This window comes from Paraburkholderia sp. J67 (genome assembly GCF_905220265.1).
In the GTDB taxonomy this organism is placed as follows: domain Bacteria; phylum Pseudomonadota; class Gammaproteobacteria; order Burkholderiales; family Burkholderiaceae; genus Paraburkholderia.
In genome coordinates, this window is the sequence record NZ_CAJMZK010000037.1 from 54,402 (window position 1) to 70,206 (window position 15,805).

Sequence of the window (15,805 nt, forward strand, 5' to 3'; positions counted from 1 at the left end):
GGCACCTCCTTTTTCATCCGCGAAACCAGGCGCGAGTCTAGCGCACTCATTGCGGCGGCGCCTGGGCTTGCAGCGGCTGGTTCATGTGCGCGAGCGCGTCGCGCATGGAATCGCTCGGGATGATGATCTCGCCGGTAAACGGCGTATCGAGGTCGACGATCACATAGACCGACGACGAGATCGACACGGCGCCCAACGCGATCATCACCATCGCGAGGGCGTTGTGCGGCGCGATCAGGCCGAAGCTCAGAAAGATCAGGATCAGCCAGAGCGTGAGCATCGCGAAGAACGGCCGCGAGACAGTCCCGTGCGCCTCCTCGATCAAACGCCAGCGGGTGTCGCGCACGCGTCCGAACACATCGATCAGGCGCGCGGCGAGCGCGCTCTGATAGCGGTCGTGAGGTGCGAGCGTGTCGATCTGACGCCCGACGTCGTTGAGCATGGCGCCCAGCGCGATGCTCTCGATCTGTCCGTCGCGCGCGCCCGCGACGCGCGGATAATCGCCTTCGGGCGGGCGCTCCTGCGGCCAGGTCGAGGCGATCGCCGACGCCGTATAGCGGCGCAGCGCAAGGCGAGCGGGCTCGGCGTCGGGGCCATAATCGCGCAGGCGCGCGTCGAGCTGGATCAGGTCCGCCGCGTAGGCGCGCATGTCGTTGGTGGCCGTGTCGAAGCTGGATTTCGCCGATGCGGTCAGCAAGCTCAGCACCAGCGCCGCGAAGGTCACGAGCATCCCCAGCACCAGTTGCACGAGTTGCACGGTCTCGTGCTTGCGATGCTCTTCGGGCAACATCGGACGCAGCAGCACACCGAGCCCGGTGCCGCCGAGCAGCAGCACGAACACCAGCAGGGCCAGGCCGATCTCGATCATGATCCGGCGCTCTCTTGCGGGTTGCGCGGCGTGTCGGCGTTTGCCGCTTCGTCTGGCGCATCGTTTGCAGCGGACATCGAGACTTCCCGATCCTGCGCCTGGTTCGCCGGATTCGACGGATTCGCGTGATCGCCACCCTGCGCCCCGTCGCCATGCGCGAACAACACCACAGGATGCGCGCGCGGCACCGCACGTTTCCACGCCACGTCCAGTTCGCGGCGGATCGAGTCGTAGACCTCCCGGGAAATCGAACGGTCCTCGTACATGGCCGCCACGCGCTCGCGTCCTTCGCGCAGCGCGTAGAGCATCATCATGCGTTGCTCCAGCACGTCCGTGCCATGGCCGAAACAGCGGCGCACTTCATCGAGCCCGCGTTCGGCCTTGTCGATGCGCATGCGCAAAATCGTGCCGAGCAGCGTCGCGAGCCGTGCGCCTAGCAGCGGCGTCAAGCTCGAATCGGCGAAGGCGATCAGTTCGTGCAGGACCACGCGCCGACACATCAGGAGTTCGAAGCGATCGGCGAGCGCATCCGAATAGGGTTGCTGGATGCGCAGCCAGCGCGCCACGAAACGCGCCACGCGCAGGCCCGGCGTATCGGCGAGGATTTTCGCCGCCGCGCGCTGGTAGCCGATGCGCCCGCTTTCGCGCGCGGCCTCGATCATGGCGTCGGTGTTGCGCGTCATGGCATCGAGGTTGCGGATCGTGACGATGCCGCTGCCGTACTGCGGAATCAGATCGCGCTCCTTGGCGGCGAGCGTGACGAGGCCAATGGCGAGGCGTTCGCGCTCGGACAGCGCCGCTTCGATGTCGAAGGCCGTCGCGCTCAGGTCAATGCTGCGGCGGTAGGTGGCGCAGGCTTCGGCGGCAATCGCATCCGGAATGCGGAAGGTACGCGCCGCTGCGTGCACCTGCTGCGAAACGCGAATCGCCGACAGTTGCACGGCCTGTTGCTGGATCGCCTCTTCCTGGGGCGAAAGCAGATCGAGCTTGAGCTTGCGGATCAGCAGCTTGAGCGACGAGCCATTGACGATCAGGCTGACGAGCACGAAGCCGGTCGCCAGGATGGCGACAAAGCGGCGCGTGCTTTCGGGCAGCGCCTCGTTTTGCGCCAGGCCGAGCGCGAGCACGAGCGTCACCGCGCCGCGCAGGCCGCCCCAGGCGATCACCAGCTTGTAGGCCGCGCTCACCGGCTCGGTGAGCTTCAGGCGGCTGAGCAAGGGCAACATGCCGAACGCCACCACGAGCCGCGCCACCAGCGCCGTGACCACCACCACGGCGAGCGCGATCAGATCGAGCCAGTGCGCCTCGCGCAGCGTGGCCGGAATCTGCATGGCGGCCAGCAAAAAGATCGCCGCCCCCGCCATCGCCGCGACCTGCTCCCAGATCAGTTGCAGATGCAACCAGTTGACGGGCGACAGCCGTGTGCGTCCAAGGCCGCTGATGACGAGCCCCGCCGCCACTACCGACACCACGCCCGAAACGTGCAGCACCTGATCGGCGAACAGATAGAGCGGATACGGCAGCGCGAAGCTCAGCGAAATCTCGGCCTTGCCCTCGCCGCCCAGCGCCGGCAGCAGGTACGCGAAGGCGCGGCCCGCGAGCGCGCCCACGGCGAGGCCACCCACGAGTTGTACGCCGAGCGTGCGCAGCGCGGCGGTGCCCGTGGCCGCGGCGGCATCGCCCGTAATGGCCGCGATCAGCACACTGGCGATGGCGATCGCCGCCGCATCGTTCAACAGGCTCTCGCCTTCTACGAGACGCACGAGGCGTGCGGGCGCGCCCACTTCGCGAAACACCGCGAGCACGGCGGAGGGGTCAGTGGTCGCGATCATCGCGCCTAGCAGCAGGCCGTCCGTGAGCGGGCCCAGGCCCGTGAGGTGGATCGCCCCGCCCACCATCGCAGTGGCAACGAACACGGCCACCACGGCAAGCAGCAGGATCGGCGCGGCGTCGCCGAGCATCTCGCGCACGTTCACGCTCAGCGCGGCCTGGAACAGCAGCAAGGGCAGGAACACCCACAGATAGGCCTCGGGCGGCAGGCGCGGCGCGAGCGCGGGCGTCACGACGCTCGCGGCCAGTTGCGGCCAGGCCTCTCCGCTCACCAGATAGATGCCGCCGAGCGCGAAGCCCCACGCGGCCAGCAGCACCGATTCGGACAGCGCGAAACGCAGGCTCACCGCCTGCACCAGCGCGATGCTCGCCAGCAGAAAGCCGCTCAGGAGGAGAATGTGGATGACCATCAGCGCGCTGGCAGCCACACGAGCGTCAGCGATTTCACGCCCTGTGCGCCCTGGATCAGCACGCCTTCGATATCGGCCGTCGCGGACGGCCCCGTCACCAGCACCGCATAGCGCGCCGCGCGAAAGTCGTCGCGCCGGTAGGCGTCCTGCAAACCGGCAACCAGCGCGCCGGGATCGAGCAGCACATAGAGGTGCTGCACCAGATAGCCGAGTGCATTGACGATGTACTCGCGCTCGCTCAGCCACACGGAGCCGGTTTCCGCCACGCCGAAGCGCGCCCGCACGACGCCCACCTCCACGTCTTCGAGCGACGCGGGCGATGTCGTTGTGGCGAGGGCGCGTGTGCCTGGCACCTCGGGCGCGGCCGATGCGATCGACACCTGCGGGCCGAAGCGTTCGCGTATCGTAGCCAGCACGGTCTCGCCCGACGTGGCCTCGATCTCCTTGCCGCCCATCAGCGCGAGCGCAGCCGCAAAGCGTGCGCGCAATTCGCCTGACGGCGCCTCGAAGAGTGGCACCTCGGGCAGCGGCTCGGGCGCGGGTTGGGCCGCCCGCACGCGCGCGAGAAACGCCTCACGACTCGCCATCGCCGCCTCCCTTGCCGCCATCGCCCGCTTTGCCTTTTCGATTCTTGCGATACCACGCATGAAACGTGGTGCCCGGTGCGTGCGGCAGCGTGCGTTGCTTGCCCCAGATATTGAGCGGGTTATAGAGCACGAAATTCGGCAGCCGCCGCAGCGCCCCGTCGAGCGACGACACCGCGCCACGATAAAGCTTCGGACTCGCAAGCAGTCGCCCCGCCATCTTGATCACTTCCTGCTTCACGAACGGCACCGCATGCTGCGCGGCGATCACCTGACGCCACTGATAAATCTGCTCGTGAATATTGATTTTCACGGGACAGACATTGGTGCAGCTACCGTTGAGCGTGGAGGCGAACGGCAACGCGCTGAAGCGCTTCAGATCGAAAGTGGGATTGATGATCGCGCCAATTGGACCGGCGTAGGTGCTGCCATAAGAAAGCCCCCCACTGCGCCGATAGACCGGGCAAGTATTCATGCACGCGCCGCAGCGGATGCATTTGAGCGAATACCAGAAGTCCGGCATCGCGAGACGCGCGCTGCGGCCGTTGTCCACCAGCACGAAATGCAGTTCTGCCCCTTCACGAGGCGCGCGGAAATGCGAGGTGTACTGCGTGATCGGCGAGCCGAGCGCGCTGCGCGAAAGCATGCGGATAAACACGCCCAGATCGCACAGTCGCGGAATCAGTTTTTCGATTCCCATCGAGACGATATGCACCGGCGGCACATTGGCCGAGAGATCGGCGTTGCCTTCATTGGTGCAGACCACCACGGTGCCCGTTTCCGCCACCGCGAAATTGCAGCCGGTCATGCCCGCGGTTTTCTCGCGTACGAACCACGGCCGCGTATTCATGCGCTGACTGTGCGCGAGATAGTGGATGTCGTTATTGGCGGGATCGGTGCCGATGGTGCGGCCGAACACTTCGGCCACGTCGTCGCGCAATTTGTGCACGGCGGGCACGACGATATGGCTCGGCGGTTCGTCGTCGAGTTGCTGAATGCGCTCGCCCAGATCGGTTTCCATCACAGCGATGCCGCGTTGCTCCAGGTACGCCCGCATCTCGCACTCGTCGGTCAACATCGACTTGCTTTTCACGAGCGACGTCATGCCGCGCTCGCTCAGGATGCGATAGACCGTCTCGTTGTGCTCGCCCGCCGTATCGGCCCAATGGACCTGCACGCCGTTGGCTTCGGCCGCGCGCGAGAACTGGTCGAGATAGTCGGCCAGATGCGAGAGCGTGTGCGCCTTGATCGCCGATGCGAGCGTGCGCAGCGTTTCCCATTCGGGAATCGCGTGCGCTTGCGCGTCGCGTTTGCTGCGCAGATCCCAAAGACGTTTATCGTGGAAGTCGACGTGTTCCGGACGCGCGAGAAAACTCCCCGCGAGCTTTGCATGTTCGACGCGCTTCGACGGCTTCTCCTGTGTGCTCATTCGCGCGCTCCATTGAGGATCTGGGCGATATGGATAAAGCGCACATCGGCTTTCATGCGCTCGGCACAGCCTTGTTGGTGCATCAGGCACGACATATCGCCCGAGACGATGTATTGCGCACCCGCGCCCACGTGATCGACGATCTTGTCCTGGCCCATGCGCACCGACACGGCCTCTTCCGTAACGGCGAAGGTGCCGCCAAAGCCGCAGCATTCGTCGGGCCGTTTGGGCTGCACGAATTCGATGCCTTTCACGGCACGCAGCAAGGCGAGCGGCTTCGAGAACGGCGTGCCCGCGACTTCGGAAATCGACGCTTCGTGCAGATGGCGCAACGCGCTGCAACTATTGTGCAGGCCCACGCGCCAGGGGAATTCGGCCCACGGAAATTCGCGCACGCCGAGAACGTCGTGCAGGAACTCCACGAGTTCAAAGGTATTCGCGCGCACGCGGCGCACTTCGTCGGTCTGCTCGATGGCGGTGAAATGGTCGCGCACATGGTTCACGCAACTCGCCGACGGCCCGACGATATAGTCGTAGCCCGCGAAGGCGCGGGCGAATACGCGCTCGGTGCCCGCCGCCTCGGCCTGTGCGCCACTGTTGGCCATAGGCTGGCCGCAGCAGGTCTGGTCGAGCGGATAGTCCACCTCGCAGCCTAGCCGCTCCAGCAATTCCAGCGTGGCAATCCCGACCTCGGGATAAAACGCGTCGATGAAGCAGGGAACGAAAAGGGCGACTTTCATGCGGGGGCTCGCGCGGAAAGCGGACCGGACCATTCTAGCGCCGATCCGCTCAGCCAGCCCTTAAAGCGGCACGCCCACGCCGCGAGGGCGTGCCGCGCATGCGGCGGTGCAGCGAGCCCCCTGCCCGCTCAGAAGTTGTGGCGGATGCCCGCGATGATCGCCAGTTGCTTGTCGGTGTCCGAATTCACGAGGTTCGGGATCTGCGCGAGGTTGCTCGTGCCGCCCGACGCGTTGACGCCAAGCCCCGCCCCCGACGACTTCTGGCCGATTGCCACCGCATAGAGCGCCGTACGTTTCGAGAGGTTGTACACCGTGCCCAGGTTGATCTGGTGAATGCGCGTGGACGAACCCTCGCTCGGGTGCGCGTCGTTGAAGATATACGCAAAGCCGAATTGCAGCGCGGGCGAGAACTGCCACATGGTATTGAGTTCGGCAATATCGAACGAGATATTCGCGCCCTGCGGTTGCGCCGTGCTCGCGAAATACTGGCTTTGCGAAAGCCGCGTGTGCGTATAGCTCAGCGCCACCGTGATCTTGTCGAAGGCGTAAGAGCCGCCCGCGCCCCAGATGTCGATCTTCTGCGCGTTCTGAAGTTCGCAGTACGAGGCATCGGCATTGGCGCAGCTGAGGTCGCCGATATAGCCGCTCTCGCCGCCTAGCGCCGCCTGCAAGGGATTATGCAGTTGCAGATAACCCGCGGAAAGCGAAAGCGGACCCTGCGCGTAATTCGCCGCGAGCGACCAGCCACGATTGCGCGAGAAGTCACCGGCTACGCCACCGAGGCTGAACAGGCCGCCCACGGTCAAACCGCCGAAGCTCGGGCTGATGTATTTGATCGAGTTGTTGAAGTTGAACGCTTCGTTGAGGTTGTCCACGTCGCCGAAATGCGAGCCGTAAAGCGTCGCCCAATTGTTGCTCGACGCGTAGGCACCCATATTGTCCGAGAACGGATCGTACTGGCGGCCAAGCGTCAGCGCGCCGTAGGTTCCGTTCGAGAGGCCCACCCACGCATCACGGTTGAAGAGCGTGCCGCTTTGCAGCAGCGAACCGCTCTGCGTGAGGATGCTGTTTTCCAGCGTGAAATTCACCGTCGTGCCGCCGCCGATATCTTCGCTGCCGGTCAGGCCCCATCGCGACGGGACCAGATTGCCGCCGCCCAGTTGCCAGTTCGAATGACCATCGGTGTGGCCGTCCGCGTGCGTGGTCTGCTGGTTGGTGGAATAGACGAGGCCCGCATCCACGGTGCCATAGAGCGTGACGGAGGACTGGGCGTGTGCGCCCATCGTGAAAGTCGCGAGCGTGCACGAAGCCAGCGCCAACGCCGCGCGCGTGACGAGTTTATCTGCCATGTCGGTGTATGTCGTTTTGATGTAGGGGGCTGCGGCGCGCGAAATGCGGGACGCGCGCCGTCCGCGATGGGACTGCGGGTGGAGCTATGAGCAGGAATACTGATTGATTAACGTGGACAGTGAAAAACACCGTCCACGCTGCGCCCTACTGACCGAAGCGTGCGTACACGTCCGGGCGGCTGCGTTTGAACACGTAGCCAAGCGCGACGCCCAGCAACGCCACGGCCAGCACGATCCACGGGAATGCGCGCACGATCGCGCTATCCGAACCGCTCAGCGCGTCGAGGTTGCCGATCAGCACGAAGCCGATCCACAGCAGCCCGATGCCGCCCAGAATCGGGGCGACGAGCGCGTGCCAGAGTCGCGTGTCCTTTTTCGTGGCGCGGAAATACGCGGCCACGGAAAAACTCGTCACGGCCTGCAACATCACGATGCCGATGGTGCCGAGCGCCGAGGTGCAGCTAAAAACGATGTTGAACGGATCGGCGCCTGCGAGCACGTAGAGCGCAACCGGCACGGCCACCGAGAGCGTCTGCAGATAGCTCGCGAGATACGGCGAGCCGTACTTCGGGTGCAGACGGTCGAGTTTCGCGGGCAGGATGCCTTCGACCGACAGCGCGTGAATGTAGCGCACGATCGTGTTGTGGAACGACAGCAGGCTCGCGAAGATGCTGGAGAGCAACAGGAGACTCATCGTCGTGGTCATCGCGCCGCCCAGGTACTTTGTCGACTGGATGAACCAGAAGTCGCCCGGCTGTTTCGTGGCCACGTCGGCAACGTCCTTCAGGCCATAGGCGCACACGATGGTCCACGTGACGAACGCGAAGAACACGAGGATCAGCGTGACCGACACATAGGTCGCGCGCGGCACCGTGACCTTGGGATCGCGACATTCCTTGCCGTAGATCGCCGTGGCCTCGAAGCCGATGAAGGATGCGAGCGCGAACATCACGGCGATGCCCATGTGGCCGCTGAACACGTGCTGCGGCGAGAACGGCGCGAGCGTCAGGCCATCGGGGCCGCCGTGATGGATCACGATGGCGATCGACAGCACCAGCAGAATGCCCATTTCAAGGCACATCAGCACGCCCAGCAGGCGGCTGTTGAGGTCGATGCCGCGCAGGCCCGTGATCTGCACGATCGCGATGCACGCGAACGAATACACGTACCACGGCATCGCGCTATGCAGCATCGGCCCGAGCACGACGGTGCAGAAGAAGCCGAACAGCCCGTACAACGCGATCTGGATGCAGGTGTACGAGAGCAGCGCGACGAGCGCGCCCGCCATGCCGAGCGGGCGACCCAGGCCCGCGGTGATGTACGCGTAGAACGCGCCGGCGCGCACGATATGCCGGCTCATCGAAGCGAAGCCGACGCTGAACACGAGCAGCACGACGCCCGCGATCACGAAGGCGCCCGGAATGCCCGCGCCGTTGCCGAGGCTGATGGCGGGCGGTACGGCACCGAGCATGCCGGTGAGCGGTGCGGCGGCCGAGATGACGAGAAACACGATTTGCCACAGGCCGAGGAGACTGCGCTGCGGCACGGCCGCGCGGTCTGCCTCGGCGTCGCCGACAAGGCCGGCGCTTGAATACGGTTCGTTCATCGATGCCTCTGCTGGTGTCTGTGCTGCTGTCTGTTCTGATTGCGCCACGCGACACGATGAAGGACCGCGTGCCTCAGGCGCTCTGGGGACCGGATCTCGTCTATGCGTTTTCGAGAACCGATTGGAGCGCATGGTAGGCAGCTAAAAAGTCTGGGGACTTGGCTGATCGCGCCAAATTTTCGATAAAGTGCGCCAACCGCCCTGCGGGTTTTTACTTAACAGGATTCTGGCGCGAAATTTGATTGGGATGACGAATTGATTTTCAGCGATGTTTATTTCCACAAGCCAACAAAAGCATTACATTCAGGGCTATTGAGCTCGACCCCAGTTTCTCGTCGCGCGCCATAGTACGGTGGCATCCGCATAGCCCACTGCGCGTGCGACGGCGGCATTCGTCATGCCATCCTGATCGCGCAGCACGGCGACGCTGCGCTGGCGTTCCTCGCGAATAATCTCGCGCACGGAAGTGCCCGCCTCGCCCAGATGGCGCTGCAAGGAGCGGTTCGAGAGCCCAAGATCGCGAGCGATATCCGCCACCACGAGCTTTTCGCGGGCGAGCCGCCGCGTCACCAGATCGCGCACTTGATCGACGAGGTTGTGCGGCACCGTATCGCGTTTGATGAGGTCGGTGGCATGGCGCTCCATCATGCGCGCCATCTGCGTGTCGGCGCTCTTGAGCGGCGCGTCCAGGTCGTGCGGATGCAGCACCACACCATTCGAAGGCTGCTGAAAGCGCACCGGCACGCGGAAAATACGCTGATAAGGCTTGAGATCGGCTGGCGCGGCGTGCTCGAAATGCACTTCCACCGGCATCCAGGCCGCGCCGTGCACGAGGCGGATCATGTGGCACATCGCGCTCATGCTGTATTCGGCGTCCTGACGACGCGGCCAGATCGACGCGTGCGCGATGCGATAGCTCCACATCGGCCAGGCGTTGTCGCGCACGAGGTCCACGAGCGTGCCGCTTTGCCACGAAGCGAGCGCGTCGGTGAACTTGCGGATCGCCGCGCCAAGCGTAGGCGAAGACATGAACACGAGACCCGCCGGCCCCATTTCCGTCAATTGCAATTCGTTGCCCAGACGCAGGCCGAGGCCGGGTTCGTCGAGCACCTGCGCGGCGCGCTCGAAAGCGCCCACATAGCGCCCGAGCGGCACGATTTCATAAGGATCGGAAAGTTGCCGGCGGCTCAGGCCGAAGTCGGCCAGCACCGCATCGCAGTCCGCGCCGGCGGCATCGAGCGCACGCACGATGGGGCCCATCACGGCGCCCCGAATCATCGGAAAACCGTTACTGGCAGGGACTCTTTTCATGTCTCTCTCCGTTGGGCCGCGTGCTCTCCGGCAGGCGCGTTCACACGCGCCGCGGCCGCTTTTCGATAGTGGGTTCGTTCTGCCTCTGGCGCACTCTATCGCCCCTTTGGCGCGTTCTGCAAGCGCGAAATAAATATGGCGTTTCTACGATTACTGCACGACATCGCCCTTGCGGTCATGCCCCACAAAGGCCGCAGGCTTGCCGCTTCCGCTCGCCGATGCGGTCCCACGTCATCCTTACGAAAAGCTTATGAACACGAATTCGAACTTGCATCCGCTCGACCCGCTGAGCCTCGCCGAAATGCAGCTCGCCTGTGACATCGTGAAGGCCGCCGAACAGCTCGACGAATACGGGCGCTTCCCCGTGACCGAATTGCGCGAGCCGCCCAAGGCCGAAGTGGTCGCCTGGAAACAAGGCGATTATTTTTCGCGCCGCGCGTTTGTGATCGCCATCGACCGCACGCACAACCAGACGATCGAATTCGTCGTCGATCTGCGCGAAAAGAAGGTGGAGTCGCGCACGCCGCTCGCGCTGCAAAGCGCGCCGTTCGGCCAGCCGCCCGTGATGATCGAAGACTTCATGAACGCCGAGCGCATCGTGAAGGAAGACCTCGCATGGCGCGAAGCCGTGAAAAAGCGTGGCCTCACGGAAGACGATCTCATCAACGTGCAGGTCGATCCGTTCTCGGCGGGCGCGTTCGATCGCGCCAATGAAGGCGGCCGCCGCCTCGTGCGCTGCGTGAGCTACTACCGCGAGAACGTGACGGACAACGGCTATGCGCACCCGATCGAAGGCGTGGTGGCCGTGGTCGATCTGCTCGAACAAAAGGTGATCGAGCTTGTCGACGATGGCCGCATCATTCCGATTCCGAAGGCCAAACATAACTACGACACGCCGAGCCTGGGTAAGCCGCGCGATACCGTCAAGCCGCTTTCGATCAGCCAGCCCGAAGGCCCGAGCTTCACGATCGACGGCTGGAAGGTCACCTGGCAGAACTGGACGTTCCGCGTGGGCTTCACGCCCCGTGAAGGGCTCGTGCTGAACCAGATCACCTGGGACGACGGCAAGAGCGCCCCGCGCCCCATCATCTACCGGGCAAGCGTGACGGAGATGTGCGTGCCCTACTCCGATCCCACCACGAACCACTACTGGAAGAGCGCATTCGATGCGGGCGAGTATGGTCTGGGCAAACTCGCTAACCAGCTCGAACTGGGCTGCGACTGCCTGGGCACGATCCGCTATTTCGACATTCCGTCGGCCGACGACTTCGGCAACAGCTTCACGATGAAGAATGCCGTGTGCCTGCACGAAGAGGACTACGGCACGCTCTGGAAGCACTACGAATTCCGCACCGGCGTGTTCGAAATGCGCCGCTCGCGCCGTCTTGTGATCTCGTTCTTCGCGACGGTCGGCAATTACGACTACGGCTTTTACTGGTACTTCTACCAGGACGGCACGGTCCAGCTCGAATGCAAGCTCACGGGCATCATCCAGACCTCGGCGGTCGCCGATGGCGACATGTATCCGTGGGGCGGCATGGTGACCGAGAATCTCGGCGGCCCGACGCATCAGCACTTCTTCAATGCGCGTCTGCACATGATGGTCGACGGCGAGAAGAACTCGGTCACGGAGCACGAGTTCGTGCCGCGTCCGATGGGCGACGACAATCCCTATGGCAACGTGTTCGACACGACTAAACGCGTGCTCAAGACCGAGCAGGAAGCCGCGCGCAACGCCAACGGCCAGACCGGCCGCTTCTGGAAGATCGTCAACCCGAACGTGAAGAATCGCGTGGGCGCGAACCCCGGCTACAAGCTCATCGTCAACGATTCGCCGCTGATGCTCGCCGATCCGAATTCGAAGGTGCGCCAGCGCGGCGGCTTCGCGACGCGTCACGTGTGGGTCACGCCCTACGACACGACGCAGCGCTATGCGAGCGGTGATTACCCGAACCAGCACGCGGGCGGCGACGGCCTGCCGCGCTATATCGAGGCGAACCGCAATGTGGAGAACGAGGACATCGTGCTGTGGCACAGCTTCGGCCACACGCATGTATGCAAGCCCGAGGACTTCCCGGTGATGCCGGTGGAGTACGCCGGCTTCATGCTCAAGCCGAATAACTTCTTCTACGGCAGTCCGGCGATGGACCTGCCGGGTGGGCGCGATCCGCATAGCGTGCAGGATGGTGCGGCTGATGCAAACGCAGGGGACGCAGCGCCGTCCTGCTGCGGCAGCAAGAAGTAAGGCCAGGCCATGCGGCGCGCGATGATGCTCTGGTGCGCAATGACGGGGGGCGCGGCGGCGCTCGCGGCAGGCATCATGCTGGGCGCGATGCAGGCCGGCGCCAGCGTGTCCGCAATCGCCGCAAGCGCCATCTCATTGCTTGCGATGGCGCTGCTGCCGCCGATGTTCGCGCGCCGCTTCGGCGCGTGGGCGACCGTGTCTTGCGCTGCCGCGCTCGTGCTTACGATGGGCGCGATGAGCGTCGCCGCTACGCAGGCTCGCGCCGGGGCAACGCAAGGCGCGTTGCCGCTTGCGCTTGCGGGCCTCGCATTGCTGCTGGCTGCGCGTCGAGTGGGGTCTTTAAATTCGTTTGAATCTTTAATCAGGACTCCACTTCACCTTGCTGCGCGTCGATTCAAACTAGCACTCCCCGGCGGCAGCGCGCTGATCGGCGCGGCCCTGCTCGCCGGCATGTCGAGCGGTATGCTCGCACGCTTCCAGCTTTTCGCGCTGTGCGGCGCGCAACCGTTCTCGCTCACGCCTCTGCTCGTTTCGCTTTGCGCCGCGATCGCGGCAGGCGCATACCTGCAACGTCTCGAACGTCGTCACGCGCTGCTTTTTCTATTCACCTTGCGCGGCGCGCTGCTCGCGGCGCTTACCCTCGATGCGTTCGCGCCGTGGTCGCTTTACGCGGCGCCCGCCTTCGCCGTGCTCGACGCCTTGACGCTCCCCACGCTGCTACGCAGCGACCACGCAAACCATGTCGCACAAGGCAGTTGTCCCGGCATTGCGCATCACCTGGGCATGCTTGCGGGTGCGGCGCTCGCCTCTACGTCCTGGGGTTTCGGCGAAGGGTTTTACGCGCTGTTTCTCGGCGCTGCCGTACTCAATTTCGTCTGTGCATCGACGCAGTCGATACGCGCGAATCGTCGGACCGAGCACTACGTGACGCACCACTCCGCCGCCACACTCAGCGGCATCGAACTGCACTAACCCAACCTCATACCGAATTCAGGAGACGCAATGGACCGCCAGGACTTCACGCACACGATCCGCACGCAGATGTTCGTCGATGGCCGCTTCTGCGCGAGCAGCAACGGCAGCACCTTCGCCGTGTTCAATCCGGCCACGGGCGCTGAGATCGCGCAGGTGCCCGACGCCAGCGACGCCGATGTCGACGCCGCCGTGCAGGCCGCGCGCCGCGCATTCGCCGCCGACACCTGGCGACGCCTGCCGCCCGCCGAGCGCGAGCGCCTGCTGCTCAAGCTCGCCGATCTGGTCGAACGCAACGGCGACGAACTCGCCGCGCTCGAAACGCTCAATCAGGGCAAGCTGCTTGGCTTTTCGAAGATGCTCGAAGTAGGCGGCAGCGTGCAATGGCTGCGCTATATGGCGGGCTGGGCCACCAAGATCGAGGGCAGCACCGTCGATCTCTCGCTCGCCTTTCCGCCCGGCGTGCGCTACAACGCGTCGACGCGCCGCGTGCCCGCGGGTGTGGTCGCCGCGATCGTGCCGTGGAATTTCCCGCTGCTGATGGCCGTGTGGAAAATCGCCCCCGCGCTCGCCTGCGGTTGTACCGTCGTCCTCAAGCCCGCCGAGGAAACCCCGCTCACCGCGATCCGCCTCGCCGAACTGGCGCACGAAGCCGGCTTCCCGCCGGGCGTGCTCAACGTCGTCACGGGCCAGGGCGAAACGGCGGGCGCGGCGCTCGTGCGTCATCCGGACGTGAACAAGGTCACCTTCACGGGCTCGACCGAAGTGGGCCGCATCATCGGCCGCCAATGCGCCGACGATCTCAAGCGCGTCTCGCTCGAACTCGGCGGCAAGAGCCCGGTGATCGTGCTCGACGACTGCGATCCGCAACGCGCGATCGAAGGCGCGGCGGGCGCGATCTTCTTCAACCACGGTCAGGTTTGTACCGCCGGTTCACGCCTCTATCTGCCGCGCGCGCGCTTCGACGAAATCGTCGAAGGCATCGCACAGGTCGCGCGCAACACGGTGCTGGGCTCCGGCTTCGACGCGGCCACGCAGATGGGCCCGCTCGTGTCCGCGCGCCATCGCGACAAGGTGGCGGGCATGATCGCCCAAGGGCGCAACGAAGGCGGCGAGATCGTCGCGGGCGGCGGCGACGGCCAACGCGCAGGCTTCTTCGTCGAGCCGACGGTGATCGCCAACGCTGCCAACAAGCCGCTCAGCGTGGTGCGCGACGAAGTGTTCGGTCCGGTGCTCGTGGCCATGCCTTATGACGACGTCGAGGAAGCCATTGCGGCCGCCAATGCGTCCGAATACGCGCTGGGCGCGAGCGTATGGACCAATCAACTCGATCGCGCATTGCGCGTGGTCGACGCGGTCGAGGCCGGCACGGTCTGGGTCAACACGCACAACATGGTGGACCCGGCACTGCCCTTCGGCGGCTTCAAGGCCTCGGGCATCGGCCGCGAGCATGGCCGCGCCATTATCGATGCGTACACGGAGACGAAATCGGTCTGCATCGCTTACTGATTTTTGCTGGATGTTTTGAATCGTCTCCAGAGCGATTGGTGATCGGGTTGTCAGTCGGATTGTTAATCGAAATGGAATGATGAAGCCCACCCCCGGGCAATGATCCGGGGGACGAATTCCCTCATGATCGAGCCCGTTGCGCTTCACTATCCTCTCGCACCGAATGCAAGGAGCTCGATCATGACCACCCCAACGCAATCTTCCCAACCGGCGCGCGGCGTCGCCATCGTCACGGGCGCATCGCGCGGCATCGGCGCCGCGGTCGCGCTGCGGCTCGCGCGCGATGGCCACCCCGTCGTCGTCAATTATGCCTCCAGCGCACGCGAAGCCGACGCGCTGGTCGCGCAGATCGTCGCCGAAGGTGGGCGCGCGATCGCCGTGAAAGCCAATATCGCGAAGTCCGACGAAGTGCGTCACCTGTTCGACACGACGCGCGAGCAACTCGGCCAGCCCGCGGTGCTCGTCAACAATGCGGGCGTGATGAAGCTCACGACGATCGCCGACTCCACCGACGCGCTCTACGACGAAATGTTCGACATCAACGTGCGCGGCACGCTCAATACGATGCGCGAAGCCGCCACGAAGCTCGCCGATGGCGGACGCGTCATCAACTTTTCGACCACGGTGCTCGCGCTGAATCTGCCGGGTTATGGGATCTATACCGCCACCAAGGGCGCGGTCGAAGCGCTCACGCGCGTGTTCGCGAAGGAATTGCGCGGGCGCGCCATCACCGTGAACGCGGTGGCGCCGGGGCCGGTCGCCACCGCCCTCTTCCTCGAAGGCAAAAGCGAAGAACAGATCCGCCACTTCGCGAGCCTGCCGCCGCTTGAGCGCCTCGGCCAGCCTGAGGATATCGCCTCGGTGGTGTCGTTCCTCGCCGGCCCGGACAGCGGCTGGGTGGACGGCCAGACGCTGCGCGCCAACGGCGGTCTCGCCTGAAGCCTTGCGGGGC

The 15,805-nt window shown here is 64.7% G+C and carries 12 protein-coding genes; 4 read left to right on the forward strand and 8 right to left on the reverse strand.

Annotated features, from left to right (window positions below; genetic code table 11):
- Positions 1–46: 46 nt before the first annotated feature.
- From U5782_RS37455 to U5782_RS37490, 8 genes are all read right to left on the reverse strand, one after another.
- On the reverse strand, positions 47–868 hold the full coding sequence (locus U5782_RS37455) for a hypothetical protein (RefSeq protein WP_322048901.1): 822 nt from the start codon (positions 866–868) through the stop codon (positions 47–49).
- A complete protein-coding gene (locus U5782_RS37460) occupies positions 865–3,126 on the reverse strand; it encodes a cation:proton antiporter (protein WP_322048902.1) in 2,262 nt (753 codons plus the stop codon). Before U5782_RS37460 ends, U5782_RS37455 begins: the two co-directional genes overlap by 4 nt.
- Entirely contained in the window at positions 3,108–3,695 is a 588-nt protein-coding gene (locus tag U5782_RS37465) for a LutC/YkgG family protein (RefSeq protein ID WP_322048903.1), read from the reverse strand. Before U5782_RS37465 ends, U5782_RS37460 begins: the two co-directional genes overlap by 19 nt.
- Positions 3,682–5,121, reverse strand: coding sequence for a lactate utilization protein B (locus tag U5782_RS37470; RefSeq protein WP_322048904.1), 1,440 nt, complete (start codon positions 5,119–5,121; stop codon positions 3,682–3,684). The genes U5782_RS37465 and U5782_RS37470 overlap by 14 nt, the downstream gene beginning before the upstream one ends.
- Positions 5,118–5,861 (reverse strand): (Fe-S)-binding protein, encoded by a 744-nt coding sequence (locus tag U5782_RS37475; RefSeq protein WP_322048905.1) that lies wholly within the window; start codon positions 5,859–5,861, stop codon positions 5,118–5,120. Before U5782_RS37475 ends, U5782_RS37470 begins: the two co-directional genes overlap by 4 nt.
- 128 nt (positions 5,862–5,989) lie before the next feature.
- Positions 5,990–7,210, reverse strand: a complete 1,221-nt coding sequence (locus U5782_RS37480) for a porin (protein WP_322048906.1) — start codon at positions 7,208–7,210, stop codon at positions 5,990–5,992.
- Positions 7,211–7,355: 145 nt separating this feature from the next.
- Positions 7,356–8,816, reverse strand: a complete 1,461-nt coding sequence (locus U5782_RS37485) for an APC family permease (RefSeq protein ID WP_322048907.1) — start codon at positions 8,814–8,816, stop codon at positions 7,356–7,358.
- Positions 8,817–9,125: 309 nt separating this feature from the next.
- Positions 9,126–10,127 (reverse strand): AraC family transcriptional regulator, encoded by a 1,002-nt coding sequence (locus tag U5782_RS37490; protein ID WP_322048908.1) that lies wholly within the window; start codon positions 10,125–10,127, stop codon positions 9,126–9,128.
- Positions 10,128–10,377: 250 nt separating this feature from the next.
- Between U5782_RS37490 and U5782_RS37495 the strand changes: the two genes are divergently transcribed.
- The 4 genes from U5782_RS37495 to U5782_RS37510 all read left to right on the forward strand — a co-directional run bounded on the left by U5782_RS37495 (position 10,378) and on the right by U5782_RS37510 (position 15,792).
- On the forward strand, positions 10,378–12,372 hold the full coding sequence (locus tag U5782_RS37495; RefSeq protein WP_322048909.1) for a primary-amine oxidase: 1,995 nt from the start codon (positions 10,378–10,380) through the stop codon (positions 12,370–12,372).
- Between the two features lie 9 nt (positions 12,373–12,381).
- On the forward strand, positions 12,382–13,344 hold the full coding sequence (locus U5782_RS37500) for a hypothetical protein (RefSeq protein WP_322048910.1): 963 nt from the start codon (positions 12,382–12,384) through the stop codon (positions 13,342–13,344).
- Between the two features lie 30 nt (positions 13,345–13,374).
- Positions 13,375–14,853 carry a phenylacetaldehyde dehydrogenase StyD gene (gene styD / locus U5782_RS37505; RefSeq protein ID WP_415914484.1) on the forward strand — a complete coding sequence of 493 codons (1,479 nt, stop codon included), beginning with the start codon at positions 13,375–13,377 and terminating at the stop codon, positions 14,851–14,853.
- Between the two features lie 180 nt (positions 14,854–15,033).
- Complete coding sequence (locus U5782_RS37510; RefSeq protein ID WP_322048911.1) at positions 15,034–15,792, forward strand: SDR family oxidoreductase; 759 nt, start codon at positions 15,034–15,036, stop codon at positions 15,790–15,792.
- Positions 15,793–15,805 lie beyond the last annotated feature (13 nt).